The sequence below is a fragment of the Exiguobacterium sp. s191 genome, from assembly GCF_018618955.1.
GTDB classification, from domain to species: Bacteria; Bacillota; Bacilli; order Exiguobacteriales; family Exiguobacteriaceae; genus Exiguobacterium_A; species Exiguobacterium_A abrahamii.
The window spans coordinates 1,630,540-1,650,972 of record NZ_JACSNC010000001.1 but is presented as its reverse complement, the minus strand read 5'-3'; the positions used below and the strand labels follow the sequence as shown (position 1 = coordinate 1,650,972).

The window sequence follows — 20,433 nt, the reverse complement described above, 5'->3', positions numbered from 1 at the left end:
TCGTAATCGATATGATGAGTACACCCTAATTATACCATTCTCTTACTGGGAGCGGACAAAACATTCAGTGAGTTCTAAAAATTGTTCTTCCTTTCCTTTCCGTCGTAAGATGGAGTCAGTGAAAGGGGGCGATGCCAAGATGAGGCACGCGTTAATTACAGCAGGTACAAAAGGACTGGGAGAACGAGTGACGCGCCAGTTACTGGAAGAAGGTTGGAAAGTGACGGCGTTTCATCGTTCCGAACCCGAATTTACACATCCGAATCTCATGACGATTCAAGCGGATGTGACGAATCAAGAAGAATTGGAACGCGCAACCCAACAAGCAATCAACGAGCATGGTCGGATTGATGCGTTGATACTTAATGCAGGACCTTATATATTCGAACGAAAAGCATTAGTGGATTACACTGATCAGGAATGGAATGAAGTGATCACTGGGAATCTGACAGCTAGTTTTTGGCTATTACGTCAAGTATTACCCGTCATGCGTAAGCAAGCCTATGGTCGAATCATTACGTATGGCTTTCCAGAGAGTGCAACAGCGCCAGGGTGGGTATGCCGGGCAGCGTTCGCTGCTGCTAAAAGCGGGATGGTGAGTTTGACGAAGAGTGTAGCGCTTGAAGAGGCAGAGCACGGCATCACGGTCAACATGGTCAACCCAGGAAACATCGTCGGTGACAATAAGACGAAGTTGATTTCTGAAGCGGAGCAAGATGAGGCGACGCCGGTCGGAAGAACGGGTGTCGGAGAAGATATAGCTCGCGCGATTTCCTTCTTGTTGGCAGAAGAATCAAGTATGATCACGGGAGCAATCCTCGATGTTACAGGTGGCGTCAATGTCGTCCATCAATCCCGTAAATAAGCAAAAACATCTAATCCAAGCAATGGATTAGATGTTTGAGACTGAAGATAAGGTGCAATTTTTCTCTAACGAGAAGGATTGCGCTTTTTTGTTCGTCTCGCATCGTTTTCCTGGGACAAGCATCGCGCCGCTTCGTTTCGTTGCAGGGTCGCTCTTGCTTGTTTTCCCTAGGAAGCGATGTCGAGTGAACAAAACGTTCCTCAAATCCTTCGGTATAAAAAGAATGACGCGTCACACGCCACTCCTACAGGAAAAAGCGCAATTTTGCGCCGTCAGAGACAAACAAGACCCGTTTTCCTGCTTGAATGAAGCGGGAAAACTGGCTTGTGTCTCGCCTGAGGGAAGGGCATGAAAAGACGAGATATTTTTTAGTCAGACATTTTGTCTATAATCAGAAACACCTAATCCGAGCGATGGATTAGGTGTTTGTCTTGAGTTAAGATGACGGAATGGATTGAAGATGTTTTGGTGTGCGAGTTAACGCAACTGGACCTTCCGCAGTGAGATGAATATCATCCTCGATGCGGACGCCACCGACACCTGGAACATAAATGCCTGGTTCGAGTGTGTAGACGATACCAGCTTCAGCCGTCAGTAGGTTGTTTGACGCGAGAGATGGGAATTCATGAACCTCGATTCCGAGTCCGTGACCGACACGGTGCGTGAAGTACTGCCCGTAGCCAGCGTTTGTAATAACGTCACGGGCTGCCTTATCTAACGAACCGAGTGTCGTGCCGATCTGACTCGCTTCTGTCGCGGCTTCAAGTGCTTGGCGAACTGTTTCATAGATCTTTTTCTGTTCTTCGTTCGCTTCGCCATAAATGAAGGTCCGTGTAATATCGGAACAGTAGCCTTTCCAAACGACGCCGAGATCGAATAAGACGAAGTCGCCTTCTTGGATGACGCGGTCGCCGGGTACACCGTGCGGATCAGCGCTGTTTGCGCCAAATAGGACAAGCGTATCAAATGACATCTCACGAACACCTTTTTTCTTCATTTCATATTCGATTTCTGCAATGACTTCGATTTCCGTGATCCCTGGGCGGATCGCTTGTTTACCGATTTCGATTGCTTCGTCCGCAAGTGCTGCTGCTTCTTGAAGAATAGCGATTTCTTCCGGTGTTTTCTTCAGACGAAGTCCTTGTAAAGACTCACCGATATCAAGAATGGCTGCGTTTTCGAGACGTGAGCTTAGTTCCTGATAGCGACTGAACGTCATGTGTTCTCCTTCGATACCGATTCGGTTATTCGAGTGTTCGAATGTCGCGAATAATTCTGCTAATCGATCAAACGGGTTTTCGTGATCCTCATAGGTCACGACGTCTCCTTCCCAAGGACTCGCTGCAACGATACTTGCTTCGAGTGCCGGACAGAATAATACATGTTTGCCGGTTACATCGACGAGGACCGCCATGACACGTTCGTGGGGTTCAGCGTAGACTCCTGAGAAATAAAAGACATTTGCCTTCGAAGTGACGACGGCTAAGTCGATTCCTTGTTCTTTCAGGAATTCACTGATTTGGTTCGTACGTTCGCTCATATATGATTCCACCTCTCTACTCATTTTCTACATAAGTATATCATCGTCCGGTTCGAAAAACATTTATCGTAAATCAGACTAGTACACGTTTTCATCTTTAGAGTAGTACAGTATAATGACAGGAGAGTAGAAAAAAGGAAAAGAAGGGATACAGTATGCCTACGAAACACGAACAGATCATTCGACATATCGAAGATCTTGATGTCGGAACAAAGATTTCCGTCCGACAAATCGCGAAGGATTTGACCGTATCCGAGGGAACGGCTTATCGCGCCATCAAGGAAGCAGAAAATTTAGGGTTCGTCTCGACGATTGAGCGAGTCGGAACGATTCGGATTAAAAAGAAACAAAAAGAAAATATCGAGAAGCTGACATTCGCGGAAGTCGTGAACATCGTTGACGGTCAGGTGCTCGGTGGTCGAAATGGATTACACAAGACGCTGACGAAATTCGTCATTGGCGCAATGAAGCTCGAAGCCATGATGCGCTATATCGATGTCGATAGTCTCGTCATCATCGGAAACCGCGAAAAAGCACATGAACTCGTGCTTGAAGCAGGAGCTGCTGTATTGATTACCGGTGGCTTCGATACGACGGAGGATGCGAAACGATTAGCGGATGAGATGGAGTTACCGATCATTTCGACATCCTACGATACGTTCACGGTGGCGACGATGATCAACCGAGCGATTTATGATCGATTGATCAAAAAGGAGATTTTACTCGTTTCGGATATTTTAATTCCGTTGCATGACACGTTCTATTTACAGACGACGGATCCGATTTCACGCTGGCACGAGTTGAATGAGCAGACGAAACACAACCGTTATCCCGTCATCGATGAACAAATGAAGGTCGTCGGTGTCGTGACAGCGAAGGACATCATTGACCGTCCGCATGATTGGGCTGTTGAAAAAGTCATGACCCGTCATCCGATCACGGTGGGTATTCGAACGAGTGTCACGAATTCTGCGCATCAGATGGTCTGGGAAGGAATCGAGATGTTACCGGTCATCGACCAGTACGGTCGATTGCTCGGGATCATTAGCCGTCAAGACGTCCTCAAGGCACTGCAACTCGCGAATCGTCAGCCACAAGTCGGAGAGACGTTCGACGATCTAATTACAGGACAGATCAAGGCGGCAGAGGACGAACGGGGACCGTACTTATCGCTTGAGGTCTCGCCGCAAATGACGAACTTCATGGGGACTGCTTCGAGTGGGGTGTTGACGACGCTTCTAGTCGAAGGAGCGACGCGAATGTTGCGCCATATGAAAAAAGGTGACCTTGTCATCGAGAACGTCAGCATCTATTTCATTAAACCTGTTCAAATCGAGAGCACGGTAACGATCCGGGCGAATGTCTTTGACGTCGGTCGAAAATTCGGGAAAGTCGATGTCGAGATGTATCAAGGCACACAAATCGTTGCGAAGGCACTCGTGACATCCCAACTCATCGATCGTTAAATGAATCAAAAAGAACCGAAGTCAATGGACTTCGGTTCCTCTGAATCTAGCTCAGGATTGCTCCATCTCGCGGACGACATACGGATAAATCTTTTTGTAACGGATGAATCCGGCGATGAATGAAGCAACACCGACGATGATTAAAATGGAACAAACGATTTTCCCGACGAGTGTCGTTAATCCGTTTCCGGAAACGAACTGGTTGACGGCGAATAGGATGACGAACAAGCTCAACCAAATGCTCGCTTGCGTATTGAACAAGTATTTTCGGTTCGTGCTTTTCGTATGGAACGCGCGGCGTTTTGCTAACAAATACCCACCAAGCGAGAAAACGATGAGGGCGATGAGGATGAATTGCATGTTAAAAGGACCTCCTTTTTGTCTTCATCTCATATCATATCAAGATTAGAGGAGCTGTGCACAGTGAAAGAGCAAATCAAACAAATGATTGAAGCGGCAGATACGATCATCATTCATCGTCATGAACGTCCAGATCCCGATGCACTCGGTAGTCAATTCGGTTTGCAATTGACGTTACAACATCAATTCCCTAGCAAAACGGTATTAACGGCCGGAGAGATGGCGACATCATTGTCATTCATGGGAGAGCTCGATCAAGTAGACGATGAATTATACAAAGAGGCGTTAGTCGTGATTCTGGATACAGCGAATCAAGCGCGGATTGACGGGAAGGTTGCGATGACAGGAAAAGACGTCATTAAAATCGACCATCATCCGGATGAAGATCCATACGCACCAGTGCAACTCGTCGATACGACGATGAGTTCGACATCGGAATTGCTCGTTCATTTATTGAACGAATGGGGATACGACATTCCAACATCAGCTGCCATTCAATTCTACGCTGGGATCGTCGGTGACACAGGACGTTTCCAATTCCGTGGTACGACGAAACGAACATTTGAAGTCGCAGCGCAATTGATTGATGCAGGAATCGATACGGACTGGTTGTATCGCAATATGTACGAAACAGAACTTGCAGCGCTTCATTTACAAGGATATGTCCTTCAACATATTCAATTGACGGATCAAGGTGTCGGTTATGTCGTATTGACACAAGATACGTTGAAGCAGTTTGGGGCGACGGTTGAGCAAGCATCGTTGCTCGTCAATAGTTTTGCCGGTTTAAAAGGCATGAAGTGTTGGGCATTGTTCCTTGAAACGGACACGGAGGTTCGCGTCCGGATTCGTTCGAAGGGTCCCGTCATCAATGAAGTAGCAAAAGAATTCAATGGTGGTGGACATCCGATGGCGTCTGGTGCAACGATTGGACAGTTGAGTGAGGTCGAACGTGTCATCCGTCGTCTGGACGAGGTCGCTGCTAACTTCCAGTTTTAAATGGAAAAAGGCTGCTCGGTCTCACTCCTCTCATTGAGGAAGCGAAGCGAACAGCCTTTTTACGCTTATTGCGTTTTTGTTTCGTCTTGCGGAATGAACCAAACGCCACGATCTGTGTGATCTTCAATGACATTCAGTTGAAGTTCAGCGACAGATTTGCGAATCTTCTCAGCGATTTCTTCCGTTTCAGTAAAAGCGGTAACACCGAGCTTTAATTGTTCGACTTTTTCACGTGCGATTTGACTGCGATTCAAAATCATGAGAAACGCTCCTTCCGTACCCGTCATGATATTTCTATACTTATTGTATCGAATAATAAATCAGATGGCGAGTACTTGAGTCAGTTAGATATGAATGTTCTGAAAACTTTTAAAAACATCCATCAGAAGAGAAAGGAGAATGGAAGATGCATATAAATGTTCGAACGCAGTTTAGTCCATTGCAGAGTTTAGTTCGAATCGAGCCCTATCTCGATGAACTAGTCCGTCGACACATCGGACGAGCGGTCATCTGTGAAACGACATTGACAGGAGTTCCCGCATTCATCGATGCATGTCAGCGTCGAAATATGCAACCGATCGTCGGATGGGAGCAGCGAATCGAAGAAGAAGAATTTTGTATCTTATGGTTTGCTTTTTCTTCTGATGGACTGCGTCAACTGTATCGACTAGCCAGTCAACAAGAGGAGACTGAAGTTTCATCACTGATCGCGGTGCTCTTGCCACTGCGTCAAGCCTCTGAAGATGCGACGCGTCTACGTCGTTCCTTCGTTCAATGGATGGGACACGTTCAAGGAGCGCGTACATATATGGGCGTGACCTCTAGTCACTCAACGGTCGAACGAGAGAGTCGTGCGCGTTACCGCGAAGTAGCAGCAGCGCTTGGTGTTGAGACCATCCCAGTCGATCCTGTTCGTTACATTCGTCGAGATGAAGCGCCAGCGTATCAAGCAATACGTGCGATTGGTGAGGCGACGACGTTCCAAGACCAAAAGACAGATCGCCTGATGCATTTAAAGACCCGGGAAGAGTTACTCGAAGACTTTACCGAGCGAGAAATTACGATGGCGGAGCAGTTTGCTACGACATCTGAACGCTTGGAATTACCGTTTCAACAACGTCCACTGCCACGTATTGCGGAAGACTCGAATGCGTTATTACGAAAACGTGCTGAGGAAGGGTTACTGGCACATGGTCATGAAAGTAACGAAGCGCGGGAACGTCTCGCTTATGAACTATCAGTCATCGATAAGACAGGATTTGCTGATTACTTCTTAATCGTTGAAGAACTCGTACGTAGTGCAAAAGCGAAAGGCATTTTCGTTGGACCTGGTCGAGGCTCAGCAGCTGGATCACTTGTCAGCTATGCGCTTGGGATCACGACGGTGGATCCATTGAAATATGGATTACTATTCGAACGATTCTTGAACCCTGAGCGGATTTCCATGCCGGATATCGATATCGATATCGAAGATGAACGACGCGAAGAAGTATTAGAGGATCTCGTGATGCGTTACGGAAAAGATCACGTTGCTCAAATCGGTACATTGTCGACGCTCGGTGCCAAAGCCGCTTTGCGAGACGTCGGACGGACGCTAGAGTTTTCGAAGGATGAGTTAGATGCTGCGGTCAAACAGCTTGGAAAATCAACGACGTTACAAGGGATTGAACAAAACAAACAGACATATCGCTGGTTCTCTGGAAGCGAAAAGCGCCGGCAACTGTTGCAACTAGCGCAAGCGGTCGAGGGTCTCCCGCGACAACGTTCGGTTCACGCGGCCGGTGTCGTCATTGGATCTGAACAGCTCGTCGAGACGACACCCGTTGAAACGGGACCAAATGAACGCTATGTGACGCAGTTTTTGATGCAGGCATTGGAACGTCAAGGATTGTTGAAAATTGACTTGTTAGGATTACGAAATCTCAGTCGTTTGCGTCGGATGGAAGAATTGATTCGACGAGAACAGCCATCCTTTACGCTCACGCAAATTCCAGAAGAAGACCGCGCGACATTCCAAGTCTTTGCCCGCGCCGAGACGGATGATATTTTCCAATTCGAGTCGACAGGTATGAAACAGACGTTGCGCGAAGTCAAACCGAATCGGTTCGAAGATTTGGTGGCAACGATGTCACTCTATCGTCCGGGACCAATGAAATTCATTGATCTGTACGCGAAACGAAAAGCTGGTCAACCTTATCAGATGTTGCATCCCGTATTAGAAGACGTACTTGCACCAACGTATGGCATCATCGTCTATCAGGAACAAGTCATGGAAATCACCCGTCGAGTAGCTGGATTTACACTCGCACAAGCAGATTTATTACGACGTGCGATTTCTAAAAAAAGTACGGATTCGCTCGAACAGGAACGGGTTCGTTTTCTTGAAGGAGCAAAGTCGAACGGATTCGATGATGCGATCGCACAATCACTCTATGAACAAATTGAGCGATTCGCTGGGTATGGATTCAACCGAAGCCATGCGGTCGCCTATTCAAAGATTAGTTATGCCCTCGGATATATCAAAGCACATTTCCCGCACATTTTCTTACTCGTCTCGGTCGAACAACCGGAGCGTCTCGTCCGATTGATGCGCGAACGACGTCTCCCGGTCCTATCGCCGGATGTCTGGATTTCGGATTACCGTTCTTCACTAGAAGGCAAAGGGATTCGACTCGGTATCCATGTGATAAAAGGTATTTCCGAGCGAGAGTTCGAGCGTGTAAAGGAAGCATCGAAGCACACGGCGACGATTGCTGATCTATTGACCCACGTCGGATGGGGCAAGAAGGAGCGCGCAAAAATTGAATTGTTACTATACAGTGGTGCGCTAGACCGAGCGACGCACGGCGATCGCGGACTCGCTGAACAAGAGGTGCTCGAGTATTTCACCGAGTCGTCGAATACATTACTTCCAGACGAGTTGGCAATTCTCGGGAAACGCCGGACACAGAAGTCATCGAAACGAAGTGATTCTGACTGGGCGCGATTAGAACGGGAAGCGCTTGGATTCTGGTTGACGTATTCTCCGTTGACGACAGCAATGAAAGCTCCGGTTGAATCTGCTTATTTCCATGACCTTGGCGTCGGTTCGGAAACACACTATTTAGTCTGTTATATTGATCAGATTCGAGAGTTCAAGACGAAACGCGGTCAAACGATGGCGGTCATTCAGGCAGTCGATGGGTATTCGAATGAAGAGGTCGTCGTCTTCCCGAATCAATATGAACGATTCCGTCGATCACTTTATTTAGGGAACGTCTTATTGATTGAATTAAAGGTGCAGGATCGCGAAGGGGAGCGTCAGTTCATTTTGGAACGTCTTCGTCCGCTTGGACAAGATGTGCTATTCGTCAAGTTAACATCGAAAAATGAGCTGGCCGCACTTGAACAGTTGCTTGAAGCGGCACCAGGCGATATTCCAGTCGTCGTCCGCTACGCGGATTCACGTGAGACGAAATCGTTACCGCCGCTTTATGCTGTGCAGCATGATGAGGAATTACTAGCTCGGCTACGTATTCGGTTTGGCGAGGATCATGTCGTCCTGAAAAATGTCCCCCGCTCAAACTAGTACTAGGTAATAAGATTTGTTATAATAAGGGGTAATTGGTCTGACCAATGCCACCGATTGAAGCAACCGACTGAAGGGTCAGAAAGGTGGTGCCGTATCGATATGGAGAAGAAACGAAATGCGTTTGAAGCCAATATCGCGGCGATTAAATTGATGATCGAACAAGATGGATTAGTTCCAGGAGACCGTATTCCATCGGAACGGGAACTGGCAGAACGACTATCCATCAGTCGACCGTCCGTACGAGAAGCATTACGGACGCTCGCTTATTTAGGGATCGTCGAGACACGACATGGAGGCGGAAGCTTTCTATTGAACCGTGACGATCATACCTATATTCAAATCATCGCTCAATTCTTAGTGACTGGCGATTCGAAGTTCGAAGACTTGGCAGGAACGCTCCGCTTGCTTGAGCAAGCAGCGCTCGCGCAGCTGGATGACCTTTCGGTGCTTGCACCAGTCGTATCATCCGATGCAGCGTTTCGTGAGACGTTGATTCAGACGGTCGATAACGATTTGTTTGAACGAATCTGGCGACAAGTCAATGCCTTCCATAAAAGCTTCGGTCAAGGGGAACTCTATACGCAGGCGGAACGGGAACAACTCTTGAACCGCCCATAGGATGACAAGGGGGAACTGAACGTGCAAGCATTTTTTCGAAAACCTAAAAAGTTCGTCACGCTGACTTCGAAGGAGCAGCGTGTCGATGTGCCAGTAGGCCTAATGACGAAATGTCCGAAATGTAAATTAATCCAATATACGAAACAACTGGAGGCGAACTTACGTGTCTGTTCATGTGGGTATCATCACCCGTTGACCGCGCAAGAACGTTTTACGCAATTATTCGATGAAGGTTCGGTGACGTATTTCGACTTACCGGCAGTTCAAGCGGATCCGCTTGGATTCCAGGATTACCCGGAAAAATTAAAGGGCGACCAAGTCAGAACGGGTCTTGAGGAAGCGATCGTCTGTGGCGTCGGGAATGTGAATGGTCACCCACTCGTCGCTTGTGTCATGGATGCACGATTCCGGATGGGCTCGATGGGTGCAGCGGTTGGTGCTGCGATTTCTGAAGCGGTTCGTTACGCAACGAAACATCGTCTACCTGTCACGATTTTTTCCGCTTCAGGTGGAGCACGGATGCAAGAGGGAATGGTTAGTCTCATGCAGATGGCGAAATCGAGTCTCTTCTTAAAACAGCATTCAGATGCTGGACTACTTTATATTTCTTGTATGACTCATCCGACGACCGGCGGGGTATCAGCAAGTTTTGCGATGCTCGGTGACTTTAACATCGCTGAACCGGGGGCGTTGATCGGGTTTGCAGGTCGACGGATCATCGAACAGACGATACGTGAAAAACTACCGGAAGATTTCCAAACAGCAGAATTCTTATTACAAGCAGGTCAACTGGACGATGTCGTATCACGACATGATCTGAAAACGTACTATACGCGAATCTTAAAGCTACATGCGGAGGGAACGAACCATGCAACCATTTGACCAACCAGTCATCGCGTTACGCGAAAAAATTCTTGAGCTCCATGATATGGCGGAAACACAAGGACTAGACTTCAAGGAAGAACTCCAACTTCTTGAAGAACGCCTTCATCGGTTAGAACTCGATATTTACGGGAATATGAAAGCGTGGAATCGTGTTCAATTGGCACGTCATCCAGAACGTCCAACGACACTCGATTACATTGAATCCATCTGTGAAGATTTCATCGAACTGCATGGCGATCGTCATGGATATGATGATGCGGCAATCGTCGGTGGAATCGGAACACTGAATGGTCGTCCGGTGACGATCATCGGTCATCAACGCGGAAAAGATACAAAAGAAAACATTCGTCGTAATTTCGGGATGCCACATCCTGAAGGATATCGAAAAGCACTACGTCTCATGCAACAAGCAGAGAAATTCAATCGACCGATCATTACGTTCATCGACACGAAAGGGGCTTACCCAGGACGTGCAGCAGAAGAACGTGGTCAGAGTGAGGCCATCGCGAAAAACCTGTTTGAGATGGCTGGTATGACGGTTCCAATCATTTCAATCGTCATCGGTGAAGGTGGATCAGGTGGTGCTTTAGGAATCGGAGTGTGTGATCAACTCTTGATGCTCGAGAATTCAACGTATTCGGTCATCTCTCCTGAAGGTGCTGCAGCATTGTTGTGGAAAGATGCAAGTCTTGCGGAGAAAGCGGCAGAATCGATGAAGATCACAGCACCTGATTTATTACGACTCGGGATCGCTGATGCCATCATTCCAGAAGTCGTCGGAGGGGCGCATCTCGATGTGTCATTACAGGCGGATAAATTAAAAACTGTATTGGTACAGAAGCTCGAATCATTGGTTCACCTGACCAAGGAAGAGCTCATTGATCAGCGGACCGAAAAATATCACCAAATTGGCACATAAGCACCATGTAATCGCTATCATGATTGATATTCCTCATTTCCGGAATCGGTAATGAAAAAACAAGTGAAAGTTTATGCAATCTGCCCTGTTGTAAAACAAGAAAACAACGTGCTATTTTAGATTCAGATTAATGGAGAGGTGATTAACGTGAGTTTAAAACGGATTGCTGTCTTAACGAGTGGCGGCGATGCACCAGGTATGAATGCCGCGGTGCGTGCTGTCACGCGTAAAGCGATTTTTCATGGCTTAGAAGTATTTGGTGTCTATAACGGCTATCAAGGATTAATCAACGGGGACATCGTCCAGTTGAACCTTGGGTCAGTCGGTGACATCATTCAACGAGGTGGAACGTTCCTACGTTCAGCACGTTGCCCTGAGTTCCGTACAGAAGAAGGACGAGCAAAAGCGGTCGTCAATCTTAAGAAATTTGAAATTGATGCACTCGTCGTCGTAGGCGGAGACGGGTCGTATCGTGGTGCCCAAAAATTGACGGGACTTGGCTTCCCGACAATTGGACTTCCAGGTACGATCGATAACGATATTCCTGGAACGGACTATACGATCGGTTTTGATACAGCGCTCAACACGGCGCTTGAAGCGATCGATAAAATCCGTGATACGGCATCGTCGCATGAGCGGACGTATGTCATTGAAGTCATGGGACGCGATGCGGGTGATATCGCATTATATGCAGGACTTGCTGGTGGAGCAGAATCGATTCTTGTTCCTGAGCGTCCTGAAGATTTAAAAGAAGTCCTCGATCGCATTCAAAGTGGTGTCAATCGCGGTAAGAAACACTCAATCGTCATCGTCGCTGAAGGTGCAGGCCGTGCTCAGGACGTGGGAGACGCGATCGCAAAAGAAACAGGTCTCGATACACGCGTCACGGTTCTTGGTCACGTTCAACGTGGTGGAGCACCAACGGCAGCGGACCGTGTACTTGCAAGTCGGATGGGGGCGCATGCCATCGAAATCCTACTTCAAGGAAAACAAGGACGTGTTGTAGGTGTACGTGGTGGTAAGATGATCGATCTCGACATCGATGAGGCACTCGACGAAAATAAACATGAGCTGGATCTTGATATTCTCGAGCTTTCAAAACAGCTTTCGATTTAACGAACGTCGATAGGATTGGAATGGGCAAGAGAACTTGGCCAAACACCGTAGGAGGTTTATGGAATATGCGTAGAACTAAAATTGTATGTACGATTGGACCGGCGTCAGAAAAACGTCTTCCAGAAATGATTGAAGCAGGTATGAACGTCGCTCGTTTGAACTTCTCACACGGCGATTATGAAGAACACGGTGCACGTATCACGGATATCCGTCGTGCAGCGAAAGAAGCAAACAAAATCGTTACGATTCTTCTTGATACGAAAGGACCAGAAATCCGGACACATTCGTTTGAAGAAGGAAAAGCGCTTCTCGCACGTGGTCAAGAAGTCATCATCGTCAGCGGAGACGCAAACGAAATCGTCGGAACGAAAGATAAATTCTCTGTCACGTATGAAGGACTCTATGATGATGTCGAAGTTGGTTCGATGATCATGCTTGATGACGGTCTCATCGGTCTTCGTGTCACTGAAAAACTTCCGAACCGTGAGCTTCGTTGTTCAATCGAAAACGAAGGCGTCATCAAGACGAAAAAAGGCGTTAACTTGCCAAACGTGAAGGTTAACCTTCCTGCTTTGACAGAAAAAGATATTGCGGATATCGAGTTCGGTATCAAGAGCGATATCGATTTGATCGCGGCATCTTTCGTACGCCGTGCGTCAGACGTCGTTGCGATTCGTCAATTGCTTGAGAAAAACAACGCGAGCCACATCAAAATCTTCCCGAAAATCGAGAACCAAGAAGGTGTCGATAACATCGAAGAAATCCTTGCGATTTCGGACGGTTTGATGGTAGCGCGTGGTGACCTCGGTATCGAGATTCCAACGGAAGAAGTCACACCAACTCAAAAAGACTTAATCAAGCTTTGTAACGACTTCGGTAAACCAGTCATTACAGCAACACAAATGCTTGACTCGATGCAACGTTTCCCACGTCCAACACGTGCTGAAGCATCAGACGTCGCGAACGCGATTCTTGATGGTACGGATGCAATCATGCTTTCAGGTGAGACAGCAGCAGGGGACTACCCAATCGAATCTGTCCAAATGATGCACTCGATCGCAAAACGTACAGAAAAAATGCTCGACTACAAACTCTTGTTGAAAGATCGTCAGACACGTAGTGAGCACACAGTGACGGATGCAATCGCTCAAGCGGTTACGCACACGGCGATCAACTTGGACGCAAAAGCAATCTTGACACCGACACAATCGGGTTACACGGCTGCACGTATCTCGAAATACCGTCCAGAGCCAAACATCGTCGCTGTTACACCAAGCGCACGTGTCGCACGTCAGTTGAACATCGTATGGGGCGTGTACCCAATCGTCGTTGATCATCTTTCAGACAACACGGATGACATGTTGACACTTGCTGCGGACACAGCAAAAGACGCTGGTTTCGTCACAGATGGTGATCTCGTCGTCATCTCAGCAGGTATTCCTGCTTTGACTGCTGGTACAACGAACATGTTGAAAATCCACATCGTCGGTAAAGAGATCGCAAACGGTCGTGGGATCGGTGAGCGTGGAGTCGTTGGCGAAGTCGTCATCGCAAACAATGCTGAAGAAGCAAACTCGAAAGCGAAGCCAGGCATGATCCTCGTTACGAACTCAACTGATCGTGACATGATGCCTGCAATCGAGATGGCTGCAGCGATGATCACAGTTGATGGCGGATTGACAAGCCATGCTGGAATCGTTGGACCATCACTCGGTAAACCAGTCATCGTTGGTGTCGAAGATGCATTGACAGTCTTCAAAGATGGTCAAATGATCTCAATCGATCCATTGACAGGTAAACTATATAACGCATAATCCATTCATGACGGACGTGACTTAGGTCATGTCCGTCTTTTTTTGTATGAGGAGGACGTATGGAAGCTTATCTTTTTTTGATTGCCCTCGTCTTCATCGGGGTCATCGCACAAAATAAATCATTAATCATCGCTGCAGCCTTCCTGCTGATCATCAAGGCAATCGGGCTGGATGGTAGACTGTTTCCTTCCTTGCAGGCAAAAGGAATCACGTGGGGTGTCACATTGATCACGGCAGCGATCCTCGTACCGATTGCAGCAGGGGATATCGGATTTAAGGAGTTGCTCCAAAGTATTCGGGGACATATCGGCATCATCTCATTTTTATCAGGAATTTTTGTTGCAATCGTCGCGGCACACGGTGTTGGACTGATGAAAGAAGATCCACTCGTGACGACAGCCTTGCTAGCTGGAACGATTCTTGCAGTAGGACTTTTCCGTGGGGTACCGGTCGGACCATTGATTGGTGCTGGAATCGCGGCGCTCGTCATCGGAATGTGGGATGTCATCGCAAAAGCGTTCACAGGATGAGCCGAATCAGCAAAGTAACTGAATTAATTTTTTGATAATAGTATGCAAGTTCATTCACTTTTTGGGTATTTTTGTTTATACTAAGAACAGAAACAAGATGGTCTATTCAAGAGTACAGCGCTACAAGCATGGGGAACGACTCTTGAGTGGACGTCTTTTTTTCAATACGGAAATGAAAGCGTTTTAAATTTCTGGGGAAAAAAAGGGGGATTATTGTCATGACGCAAACTAAAGGTTTAGAAGGAATCGTCGCGACTTCATCGAAAATCAGTTCGATCATCGATGGTCAATTGACGTATGGCGGTTATACGATTGATGATTTGGCGGAGCACGCCTCATTTGAGGAAGTCGTCTTCTTGTTGTGGAACGACCGTCTACCAAAAGAAGAGGAATTGAAGCAACTATCGGAAGCGCTTATTTCCGAAGCAACGGTTGCGACTGCCGTTCTTGAAACGATGAAGGCAGCACCGAAGTCGGCGAATGCGATGGCGACGATTCGAACAGCGCTCTCTCAACTCGCGCTTTACGATGAGACATCGGAAGATATGTCGACTGAGGCGAATTACGCTAAAGCCATCAAATTACAGGCACAAATCGCAACACTCGTCACAGCTTACGCCCGTATCAAAAAAGGACAAGAGCCGATCGCACCTAAAGCAGGTCTTTCATACGCAGGAAATTTCTTGTTCATGTTGACGGGTGAAGAGCCAACGGAAGTTGCAGAAAAAGCCTTTAACCAAGCGCTCGTTCTTCACGCTGACCACGAGTTGAACGCTTCGACGTTCACAGCACGCGTGTGTGTCGCGACACTCTCTGACGTCTACTCAGGTGTGACGGCAGCGATGGGCGCATTAAAAGGACCACTTCACGGTGGCGCGAACGAAGCCGTCATGAAGATGTTGTTAGAAATTGATTCGGTTGAAAAGGTTGACGAGTATGTTCATAATAAACTTGAGAACAAGCAAAAAATCATGGGCTTCGGTCACCGTGTCTACAAGGACGGCGACCCACGTGCGAAGCACCTTCAAGAAATGAGTCGTCAGCTGACTGCTCAAATCGGGGAGCCGAAATGGTATGAGATGTCAGTTAAGATCGACGAAATCGTCCAATCGGAAAAAGGATTGAAACCAAATGTTGATTTCTATTCCGCTTCTACGTACCATGCACTTGGACTTGATACAGAACTATTCACTCCAATCTTTGCAGTAAGTCGGATGTCAGGTTGGTTGGCGCACATTTTAGAGCAGTATAGCGATAACCGTCTGATTCGCCCGCGTGCAGACTACACGGGTGAAACGCACCGGACATACGTGTCCATCGAAGAACGTTAAAAGGACGGGGAGGAGCAATCCTCTCCTGATTTTTGATGTAGATTACAATTACTTAAGGGGGATTTTTAGACATGGCTACACTTCAAGGCGAAAACATCACAGTAACTAACGGTACACTTCAAGTTCCAAACGCTCCAATCATTCCGTTCATCATTGGTGACGGAACAGGACCTGACATCTGGAACGCAGCTGTACGTGTGTTTGATGCGGCAGTTGAAAAAGCATACAACGGTGAGAAGAAAATCGAATGGAAAGAAGTCTACGCTGGTGAAAAAGCATTCAACAAAACAGGCAACTGGTTACCAGAAGAGACACTCGATCTCATCCGTGAGCACATCATCGCAATCAAAGGACCACTTACGACACCAGTCGGCGGCGGAATCCGTTCGTTGAACGTTGCTCTACGTCAAGAGCTTGATTTGTACACATGTCTTCGTCCAGTTCGTTACTTCACAGGTGTTCCTTCACCGGTTAAACGCCCAGAAGATACAGACATGGTCATCTTCCGTGAAAATACTGAAGACATCTACGCAGGAATCGAATACGCAGAAGGTAGCGAAGGCGCTGCAAAACTGCTTGAGTTCCTTCAAAACGAAATGGGTGTCAATAAAATCCGCTTCCCTGAGACATCTGGTCTTGGAATCAAACCGATTTCAAAAGAGGGAACAGAACGCCTCGTTCGTGCAGCAATCGAATACGCACTTGAGCACAAGCGCGCTTCATTGACGCTCGTTCACAAAGGAAACATCATGAAGTTCACTGAGGGAGCTTTCAAAAACTGGGGTTATGAGCTTGCTGAGCGTGAATACGCAGAGCACGTCTTCACTTGGAACCAGTACGATCGCATCAAGGAAGAAGAAGGAACAGATGCTGCGAACAAAGCACAAGCAGACGCAGAAGCTGCTGGTAAGTTGATCGTGAAAGACTCAATCGCTGATATCTTCCTACAACAAATCTTGACTCGTCCAAAAGAGTTCGATGTCGTTGCGACAATGAACTTGAACGGTGACTACATCTCGGATGCACTTGCTGCACAAGTCGGTGGTATCGGAATCGCACCTGGAGCAAACATCAATTACATGACAGGTCATGCGATCTTTGAAGCCACTCACGGTACAGCACCGAAATACGCTGGACTTGATAAAGTAAACCCATCGTCTGTCATCTTGTCAGGCGAAATGATGTTCCGTCACCTCGGCTGGAACGAAGCGGCAGATCTCATCATCAAATCGATGGAAACATCGATTGAATCGAAAGTCGTCACATACGACTTCGCACGTCTCATGGATGGTGCGACTGAAGTGAAGTGTTCTGAATTCGCGGACGAACTCATCAAAAACATGTAATCCGATCAGGAGGAATGAGTCGATGAACAGACGGAAGAAGATCGCAGTCATAGGAAGTGGCTTTACGGGCGCAACGACAGCACTCTATCTTGCTCAGCGAGAGCTAGGAGATGTCGTCCTCGTCGACCGACCCGAGCAAGAGAATCCGACGAAAGGAAAGGCGCTCGATATGCAAGAGGCAGCGCCGATCCTCGGGTTTGATGCTTCAGTAAAAGGGACATCGAACTATGCCGACATCAACGGTGCGGATATCGTCGTCATCACTGCCGGTATCGCTCGGAAGCCGGGTATGAGCCGCGAGGACCTCGTGAGTACGAATGCTGCCGTCATGACAGCTGTGACGAAGGAAATCGTTGCGCATGCACCGGAATCGATCATCATCGTTTTGACGAATCCTGTCGATGCGATGACGTATACGGTCTATCAAGCATCTGGTTTTCCGAAAGAGCGTGTCATCGGTCAATCCGGTGTCCTCGACACAGCACGCTTCCGGACATTCTTAGCAGAGGAACTGAACGTTTCTGTAAAGGATGTATCGGGATTCGTACTCGGCGGACACGGGGATGACATGGTGCCACTACTGCGCTATTCTCAGGCGGGAGGCATTCCAATCGAGAAACTGATATCCAAGGAGCGGTTAGATGCGATCGTTGACCGAACACGTAAAGGCGGCGGTGAAATCGTTCAGTTACTCGGAAATGGTTCTGCTTACTACGCACCGGCAGCAGCAATTGCTGAGATGGTCGAGGCGATCTTGAAGGACCAGCGACGTATTCTACCTGCCATTGCTTATCTCGAAGGCGAATATGGATATGACGATATGTATTTCGGTGTACCGGTCATTCTTGGCGGAAACGGTGTCGAGCATGTCTATGAACTCGAACTGACGACTGAGGAGCAAGAGGCTTTGAATCGCTCTGCCTCTACAGTCCGCTCTGTACTCGACTTATTAAAATCTTGATTCTAAAAAAAGACGAACTTGTCACTTTCGACAAGCTCGTCTTTTTTCATCTCGTCATAATCGATGGGGAGAAGCATAGTGCGATAACTTGGCATACCAAGGGCAGACCAGTATAAGAAGAAATGTCAGCCAAGGAATCAAGTATCCGATTCGAAGGAAGTAACCTTGGTGTTCCATATGTAGGTGTTGTGAGTTTTGACAATGTGGACAGGGCAGTCCGTGAGCAGACCAGATTAAACGATAGATTGTTCGAGCAGACCAGGATTGACGACAAACGGTGCATCGTGCCACGTGAGTGCCTCCTTTCATTCATAGGTTTATTGTGTAAAGTGTGTTTTTCACAACATACGATACACATAGGCGAAAAGTTCCAATTTTAATAAACATGTAGAAAAGATGATTGTATTAGGGTAAGGACAAAGGTACGTCATTTTATTCCACTAAGGGGGATGCCACATGCGCGCCGTAACGTACCAAGGAGCAAAAGATGTTCAAGTCAAACAAGTCCAGGATCCATCGATTGATAAAAACGATGATATTATCGTCAAAATCACATCGACTGCAATTTGTGGATCAGATTTACACATCTATCAAGGAAATATGCCGGCTCACAAAGATTATGTCATTGGTCATGAACCGATGGGCATCGTTGAAGAGGTTGGACCAGGTGTGACGAAGGTCAAGCGTGGCGACCGCGTCGTGTTACCGTTTAATGTTGCTTGTGGTCACTGTTTCTTTTGTGAACATGATATGGAGAGTCAATGTGATAACTCGAACGGAAATCCCCATGTCGATACAGGTGGGTACTTCGGTTTTACAGAAGAGTTTGGTGGACATCCCGGTGGTCAGGCGGAATATTTAAAAGTTCCGTTCGGGAATTTCATGCCACTCGTGATTCCTGAATCATGCGAATTAGAAGATGAGGCATTATTGTTCTTATCTGACGTTTTACCTACGGCGTATTGGAGTGTCCTGCATGCGGGTGTGAAAAAAGGAGATACGGTCGTCGTACTCGGATCAGGACCAGTTGGACTAATGACACAAAAATTTGCATGGATGCAAGGAGCAAAGCGAGTCATTGCGGTGGATGATCAAGTGTATCGATTAAATCATGCTAAAGTCACGAATAAAGTCGAGACAGTAAATTTCTCGGATCACGCAGAAAGTGGTGCGTATATTAAAGAGCTAACACAAGGTGGAGCAGACGTCGTAATTGATTGCGTCGGTTTTGATGGGAAGATGTCCCCTGTAGAAAAAATTGAACAAAAGATTGGTCTGCAAGGTGGAACGTTGAGTGCCATTGACATTGCAAAGGACGCTGTCCGGAAATTTGGTACTGTGCAGTTGACAGGCGTCTACGCTAAAAAATATAATCAGTTTCCGCTTGGCGATTTCTTTACCCGAAATATTACGCTGAAAATGGGACAAGCACCAGTCGTTCATTTGATGCCGGAACTGTTCCAGAAAATCATCAATCAAGAATTTGATCCGACGGATATCGTGACACACCGAGTGGCACTTGATGATGCTGCTTCTGCCTATCAGACATTTAATGATCGGACAGATGGATGTATCAAGGTCGTCTTGAAACCATAAGCTATATCATACTCAAACAGCCCATCCGATTTTTGGATGGGCTGTTGTACATCATAGGATTAAAAGAAGAAGACGGGCCACAGAATACCGACGGCTAGTCCGAGTAACAGACCGACGAACACCTGAAATTCGGTATGACCGACGAGCTCATTCAGGAGAGGAGTCTCATGACGAATTCCTTTGAAATAATCATTGAGTAGTTTTGCCTGAACACCGACTGCTTGTCTGACACCGGTCGCATCATACATGATGATTGTCGCAAAGATGACAGCCAGTGCGAAAATCGAAGACGAGAAGCCCTCCTGAAAACCGATGACAACGGCTAAGGCGACGACAGTCGAACTATGTGAACTAGGCATACCACCGGAAGCAAACATGATTTCCAGGTCGAACTTTCGTGTCCGAACCAAACTCGTGACAAGCTTCGCTGCTTGAGCGATGAACCACGCCGTGATGGCTGCAAAAAGGGGATGGTTCCATTCCATACATTCTACCTCCTACAATTAACGATATGTA

The 20,433-nt window shown here is 47.2% G+C and carries 18 protein-coding genes; 14 read left to right on the top strand and 4 right to left on the bottom strand.

Annotated elements, in window-relative coordinates; translation table 11 throughout:
• Positions 1-139: 139 nt before the first annotated feature.
• Positions 140-865, top strand: coding sequence for an SDR family oxidoreductase (locus KNQ09_RS08775; protein WP_064299505.1), 726 nt, complete (start codon positions 140-142; stop codon positions 863-865).
• Between the two features lie 436 nt (positions 866-1,301).
• Here KNQ09_RS08775 and KNQ09_RS08770 read toward each other — a convergent pair whose 3' ends face one another.
• A complete protein-coding gene (locus tag KNQ09_RS08770) occupies positions 1,302-2,405 on the bottom strand; it encodes a M24 family metallopeptidase (RefSeq protein ID WP_195864614.1) in 1,104 nt (367 codons plus the stop codon).
• Positions 2,406-2,560: 155 nt separating this feature from the next.
• Between KNQ09_RS08770 and KNQ09_RS08765 the strand changes: the two genes are divergently transcribed.
• Complete coding sequence (locus KNQ09_RS08765) at positions 2,561-3,871, top strand: DRTGG domain-containing protein (RefSeq protein ID WP_023469046.1); 1,311 nt, start codon at positions 2,561-2,563, stop codon at positions 3,869-3,871.
• A 51-nt stretch (positions 3,872-3,922) separates the two neighbouring features.
• Here KNQ09_RS08765 and KNQ09_RS08760 read toward each other — a convergent pair whose 3' ends face one another.
• Complete coding sequence (locus KNQ09_RS08760) at positions 3,923-4,231, bottom strand: YtpI family protein (protein ID WP_023469045.1); 309 nt, start codon at positions 4,229-4,231, stop codon at positions 3,923-3,925.
• A 63-nt stretch (positions 4,232-4,294) separates the two neighbouring features.
• Between KNQ09_RS08760 and KNQ09_RS08755 the strand changes: the two genes are divergently transcribed.
• On the top strand, positions 4,295-5,230 hold the full coding sequence (locus KNQ09_RS08755) for a DHH family phosphoesterase (protein WP_214858148.1): 936 nt from the start codon (positions 4,295-4,297) through the stop codon (positions 5,228-5,230).
• A 65-nt stretch (positions 5,231-5,295) separates the two neighbouring features.
• Here KNQ09_RS08755 and KNQ09_RS08750 read toward each other — a convergent pair whose 3' ends face one another.
• A complete protein-coding gene (locus KNQ09_RS08750) occupies positions 5,296-5,490 on the bottom strand; it encodes a YtzJ family protein (protein ID WP_023469043.1) in 195 nt (64 codons plus the stop codon).
• 146 nt (positions 5,491-5,636) lie between these two features.
• On the opposite strand from KNQ09_RS08750, the gene dnaE reads away from it, so the two are divergent.
• The 11 genes from dnaE to KNQ09_RS08695 all read left to right on the top strand — a co-directional run bounded on the left by dnaE (position 5,637) and on the right by KNQ09_RS08695 (position 19,917).
• Positions 5,637-8,798 carry a DNA polymerase III subunit alpha gene (dnaE, locus tag KNQ09_RS08745; protein WP_214858146.1) on the top strand — a complete coding sequence of 1,054 codons (3,162 nt, stop codon included), beginning with the start codon at positions 5,637-5,639 and terminating at the stop codon, positions 8,796-8,798.
• Between the two features lie 102 nt (positions 8,799-8,900).
• Complete coding sequence (locus tag KNQ09_RS08740; protein WP_050677654.1) at positions 8,901-9,419, top strand: FadR/GntR family transcriptional regulator; 519 nt, start codon at positions 8,901-8,903, stop codon at positions 9,417-9,419.
• 21 nt (positions 9,420-9,440) lie between these two features.
• Positions 9,441-10,301, top strand: a complete 861-nt coding sequence (accD, locus tag KNQ09_RS08735) for an acetyl-CoA carboxylase, carboxyltransferase subunit beta (RefSeq protein WP_023469040.1) — start codon at positions 9,441-9,443, stop codon at positions 10,299-10,301.
• On the top strand, positions 10,288-11,223 hold the full coding sequence (accA, locus tag KNQ09_RS08730) for an acetyl-CoA carboxylase carboxyl transferase subunit alpha (RefSeq protein ID WP_023469039.1): 936 nt from the start codon (positions 10,288-10,290) through the stop codon (positions 11,221-11,223). The genes accD and accA overlap by 14 nt, the downstream gene beginning before the upstream one ends.
• A gap of 147 nt (positions 11,224-11,370) precedes the next feature.
• Positions 11,371-12,339, top strand: a complete 969-nt coding sequence (gene pfkA / locus KNQ09_RS08725) for a 6-phosphofructokinase (protein WP_029342336.1) — start codon at positions 11,371-11,373, stop codon at positions 12,337-12,339.
• Between the two features lie 65 nt (positions 12,340-12,404).
• Positions 12,405-14,153 carry a pyruvate kinase gene (pyk, locus tag KNQ09_RS08720; protein WP_055968754.1) on the top strand — a complete coding sequence of 583 codons (1,749 nt, stop codon included), beginning with the start codon at positions 12,405-12,407 and terminating at the stop codon, positions 14,151-14,153.
• A 59-nt stretch (positions 14,154-14,212) separates the two neighbouring features.
• On the top strand, positions 14,213-14,683 hold the full coding sequence (locus KNQ09_RS08715; RefSeq protein WP_023469036.1) for a DUF441 domain-containing protein: 471 nt from the start codon (positions 14,213-14,215) through the stop codon (positions 14,681-14,683).
• Between the two features lie 218 nt (positions 14,684-14,901).
• Complete coding sequence (citZ, locus tag KNQ09_RS08710) at positions 14,902-16,014, top strand: citrate synthase (RefSeq protein WP_047393546.1); 1,113 nt, start codon at positions 14,902-14,904, stop codon at positions 16,012-16,014.
• A 71-nt stretch (positions 16,015-16,085) separates the two neighbouring features.
• Positions 16,086-17,360, top strand: coding sequence for an NADP-dependent isocitrate dehydrogenase (icd, locus tag KNQ09_RS08705; protein ID WP_058703891.1), 1,275 nt, complete (start codon positions 16,086-16,088; stop codon positions 17,358-17,360).
• 22 nt (positions 17,361-17,382) lie between these two features.
• The gene (gene mdh / locus KNQ09_RS08700; protein ID WP_050677650.1) at positions 17,383-18,321 is read left to right on the top strand and encodes a malate dehydrogenase; all 939 of its coding nucleotides are present in this window, start codon (positions 17,383-17,385) and stop codon (positions 18,319-18,321) included.
• A gap of 456 nt (positions 18,322-18,777) precedes the next feature.
• Positions 18,778-19,917, top strand: a complete 1,140-nt coding sequence (locus KNQ09_RS08695; RefSeq protein ID WP_035396552.1) for a zinc-dependent alcohol dehydrogenase — start codon at positions 18,778-18,780, stop codon at positions 19,915-19,917.
• Between the two features lie 59 nt (positions 19,918-19,976).
• Here the strand turns inward: KNQ09_RS08695 and KNQ09_RS08690 are convergent, their stop codons facing one another.
• A complete protein-coding gene (locus KNQ09_RS08690) occupies positions 19,977-20,402 on the bottom strand; it encodes a divergent PAP2 family protein (protein ID WP_133207611.1) in 426 nt (141 codons plus the stop codon).
• Positions 20,403-20,433: the final 31 nt, after the last annotated feature.

Excerpts from the sequence above, each read along its gene's own strand:
- KNQ09_RS08770 (WP_195864614.1), bottom strand. The coding sequence starts at position 2,405 with ATGAGCGAACGTACGAACCAAATCAGTGAATTCCTGAAAGAACAAGGA.
- mdh (WP_050677650.1), top strand. The coding sequence starts at position 17,383 with ATGAACAGACGGAAGAAGATCGCAGTCATAGGAAGTGGCTTTACGGGC.
- KNQ09_RS08740 (WP_050677654.1), top strand. The coding sequence starts at position 8,901 with ATGGAGAAGAAACGAAATGCGTTTGAAGCCAATATCGCGGCGATTAAA.
- KNQ09_RS08690 (WP_133207611.1), bottom strand. The coding sequence starts at position 20,402 with ATGGAATGGAACCATCCCCTTTTTGCAGCCATCACGGCGTGGTTCATC.
- KNQ09_RS08760 (WP_023469045.1), bottom strand. The coding sequence starts at position 4,231 with ATGCAATTCATCCTCATCGCCCTCATCGTTTTCTCGCTTGGTGGGTAT.
- KNQ09_RS08715 (WP_023469036.1), top strand. The coding sequence starts at position 14,213 with ATGGAAGCTTATCTTTTTTTGATTGCCCTCGTCTTCATCGGGGTCATC.
- citZ (WP_047393546.1), top strand. The coding sequence starts at position 14,902 with ATGACGCAAACTAAAGGTTTAGAAGGAATCGTCGCGACTTCATCGAAA.
- accA (WP_023469039.1), top strand. The coding sequence starts at position 10,288 with ATGCAACCATTTGACCAACCAGTCATCGCGTTACGCGAAAAAATTCTT.
- dnaE (WP_214858146.1), top strand. The coding sequence starts at position 5,637 with ATGCATATAAATGTTCGAACGCAGTTTAGTCCATTGCAGAGTTTAGTT.
- pyk (WP_055968754.1), top strand. The coding sequence starts at position 12,405 with ATGCGTAGAACTAAAATTGTATGTACGATTGGACCGGCGTCAGAAAAA.
- KNQ09_RS08695 (WP_035396552.1), top strand. The coding sequence starts at position 18,778 with ATGCGCGCCGTAACGTACCAAGGAGCAAAAGATGTTCAAGTCAAACAA.
- icd (WP_058703891.1), top strand. The coding sequence starts at position 16,086 with ATGGCTACACTTCAAGGCGAAAACATCACAGTAACTAACGGTACACTT.
- KNQ09_RS08775 (WP_064299505.1), top strand. The coding sequence starts at position 140 with ATGAGGCACGCGTTAATTACAGCAGGTACAAAAGGACTGGGAGAACGA.
- KNQ09_RS08750 (WP_023469043.1), bottom strand. The coding sequence starts at position 5,490 with ATGATTTTGAATCGCAGTCAAATCGCACGTGAAAAAGTCGAACAATTA.
- KNQ09_RS08765 (WP_023469046.1), top strand. The coding sequence starts at position 2,561 with ATGCCTACGAAACACGAACAGATCATTCGACATATCGAAGATCTTGAT.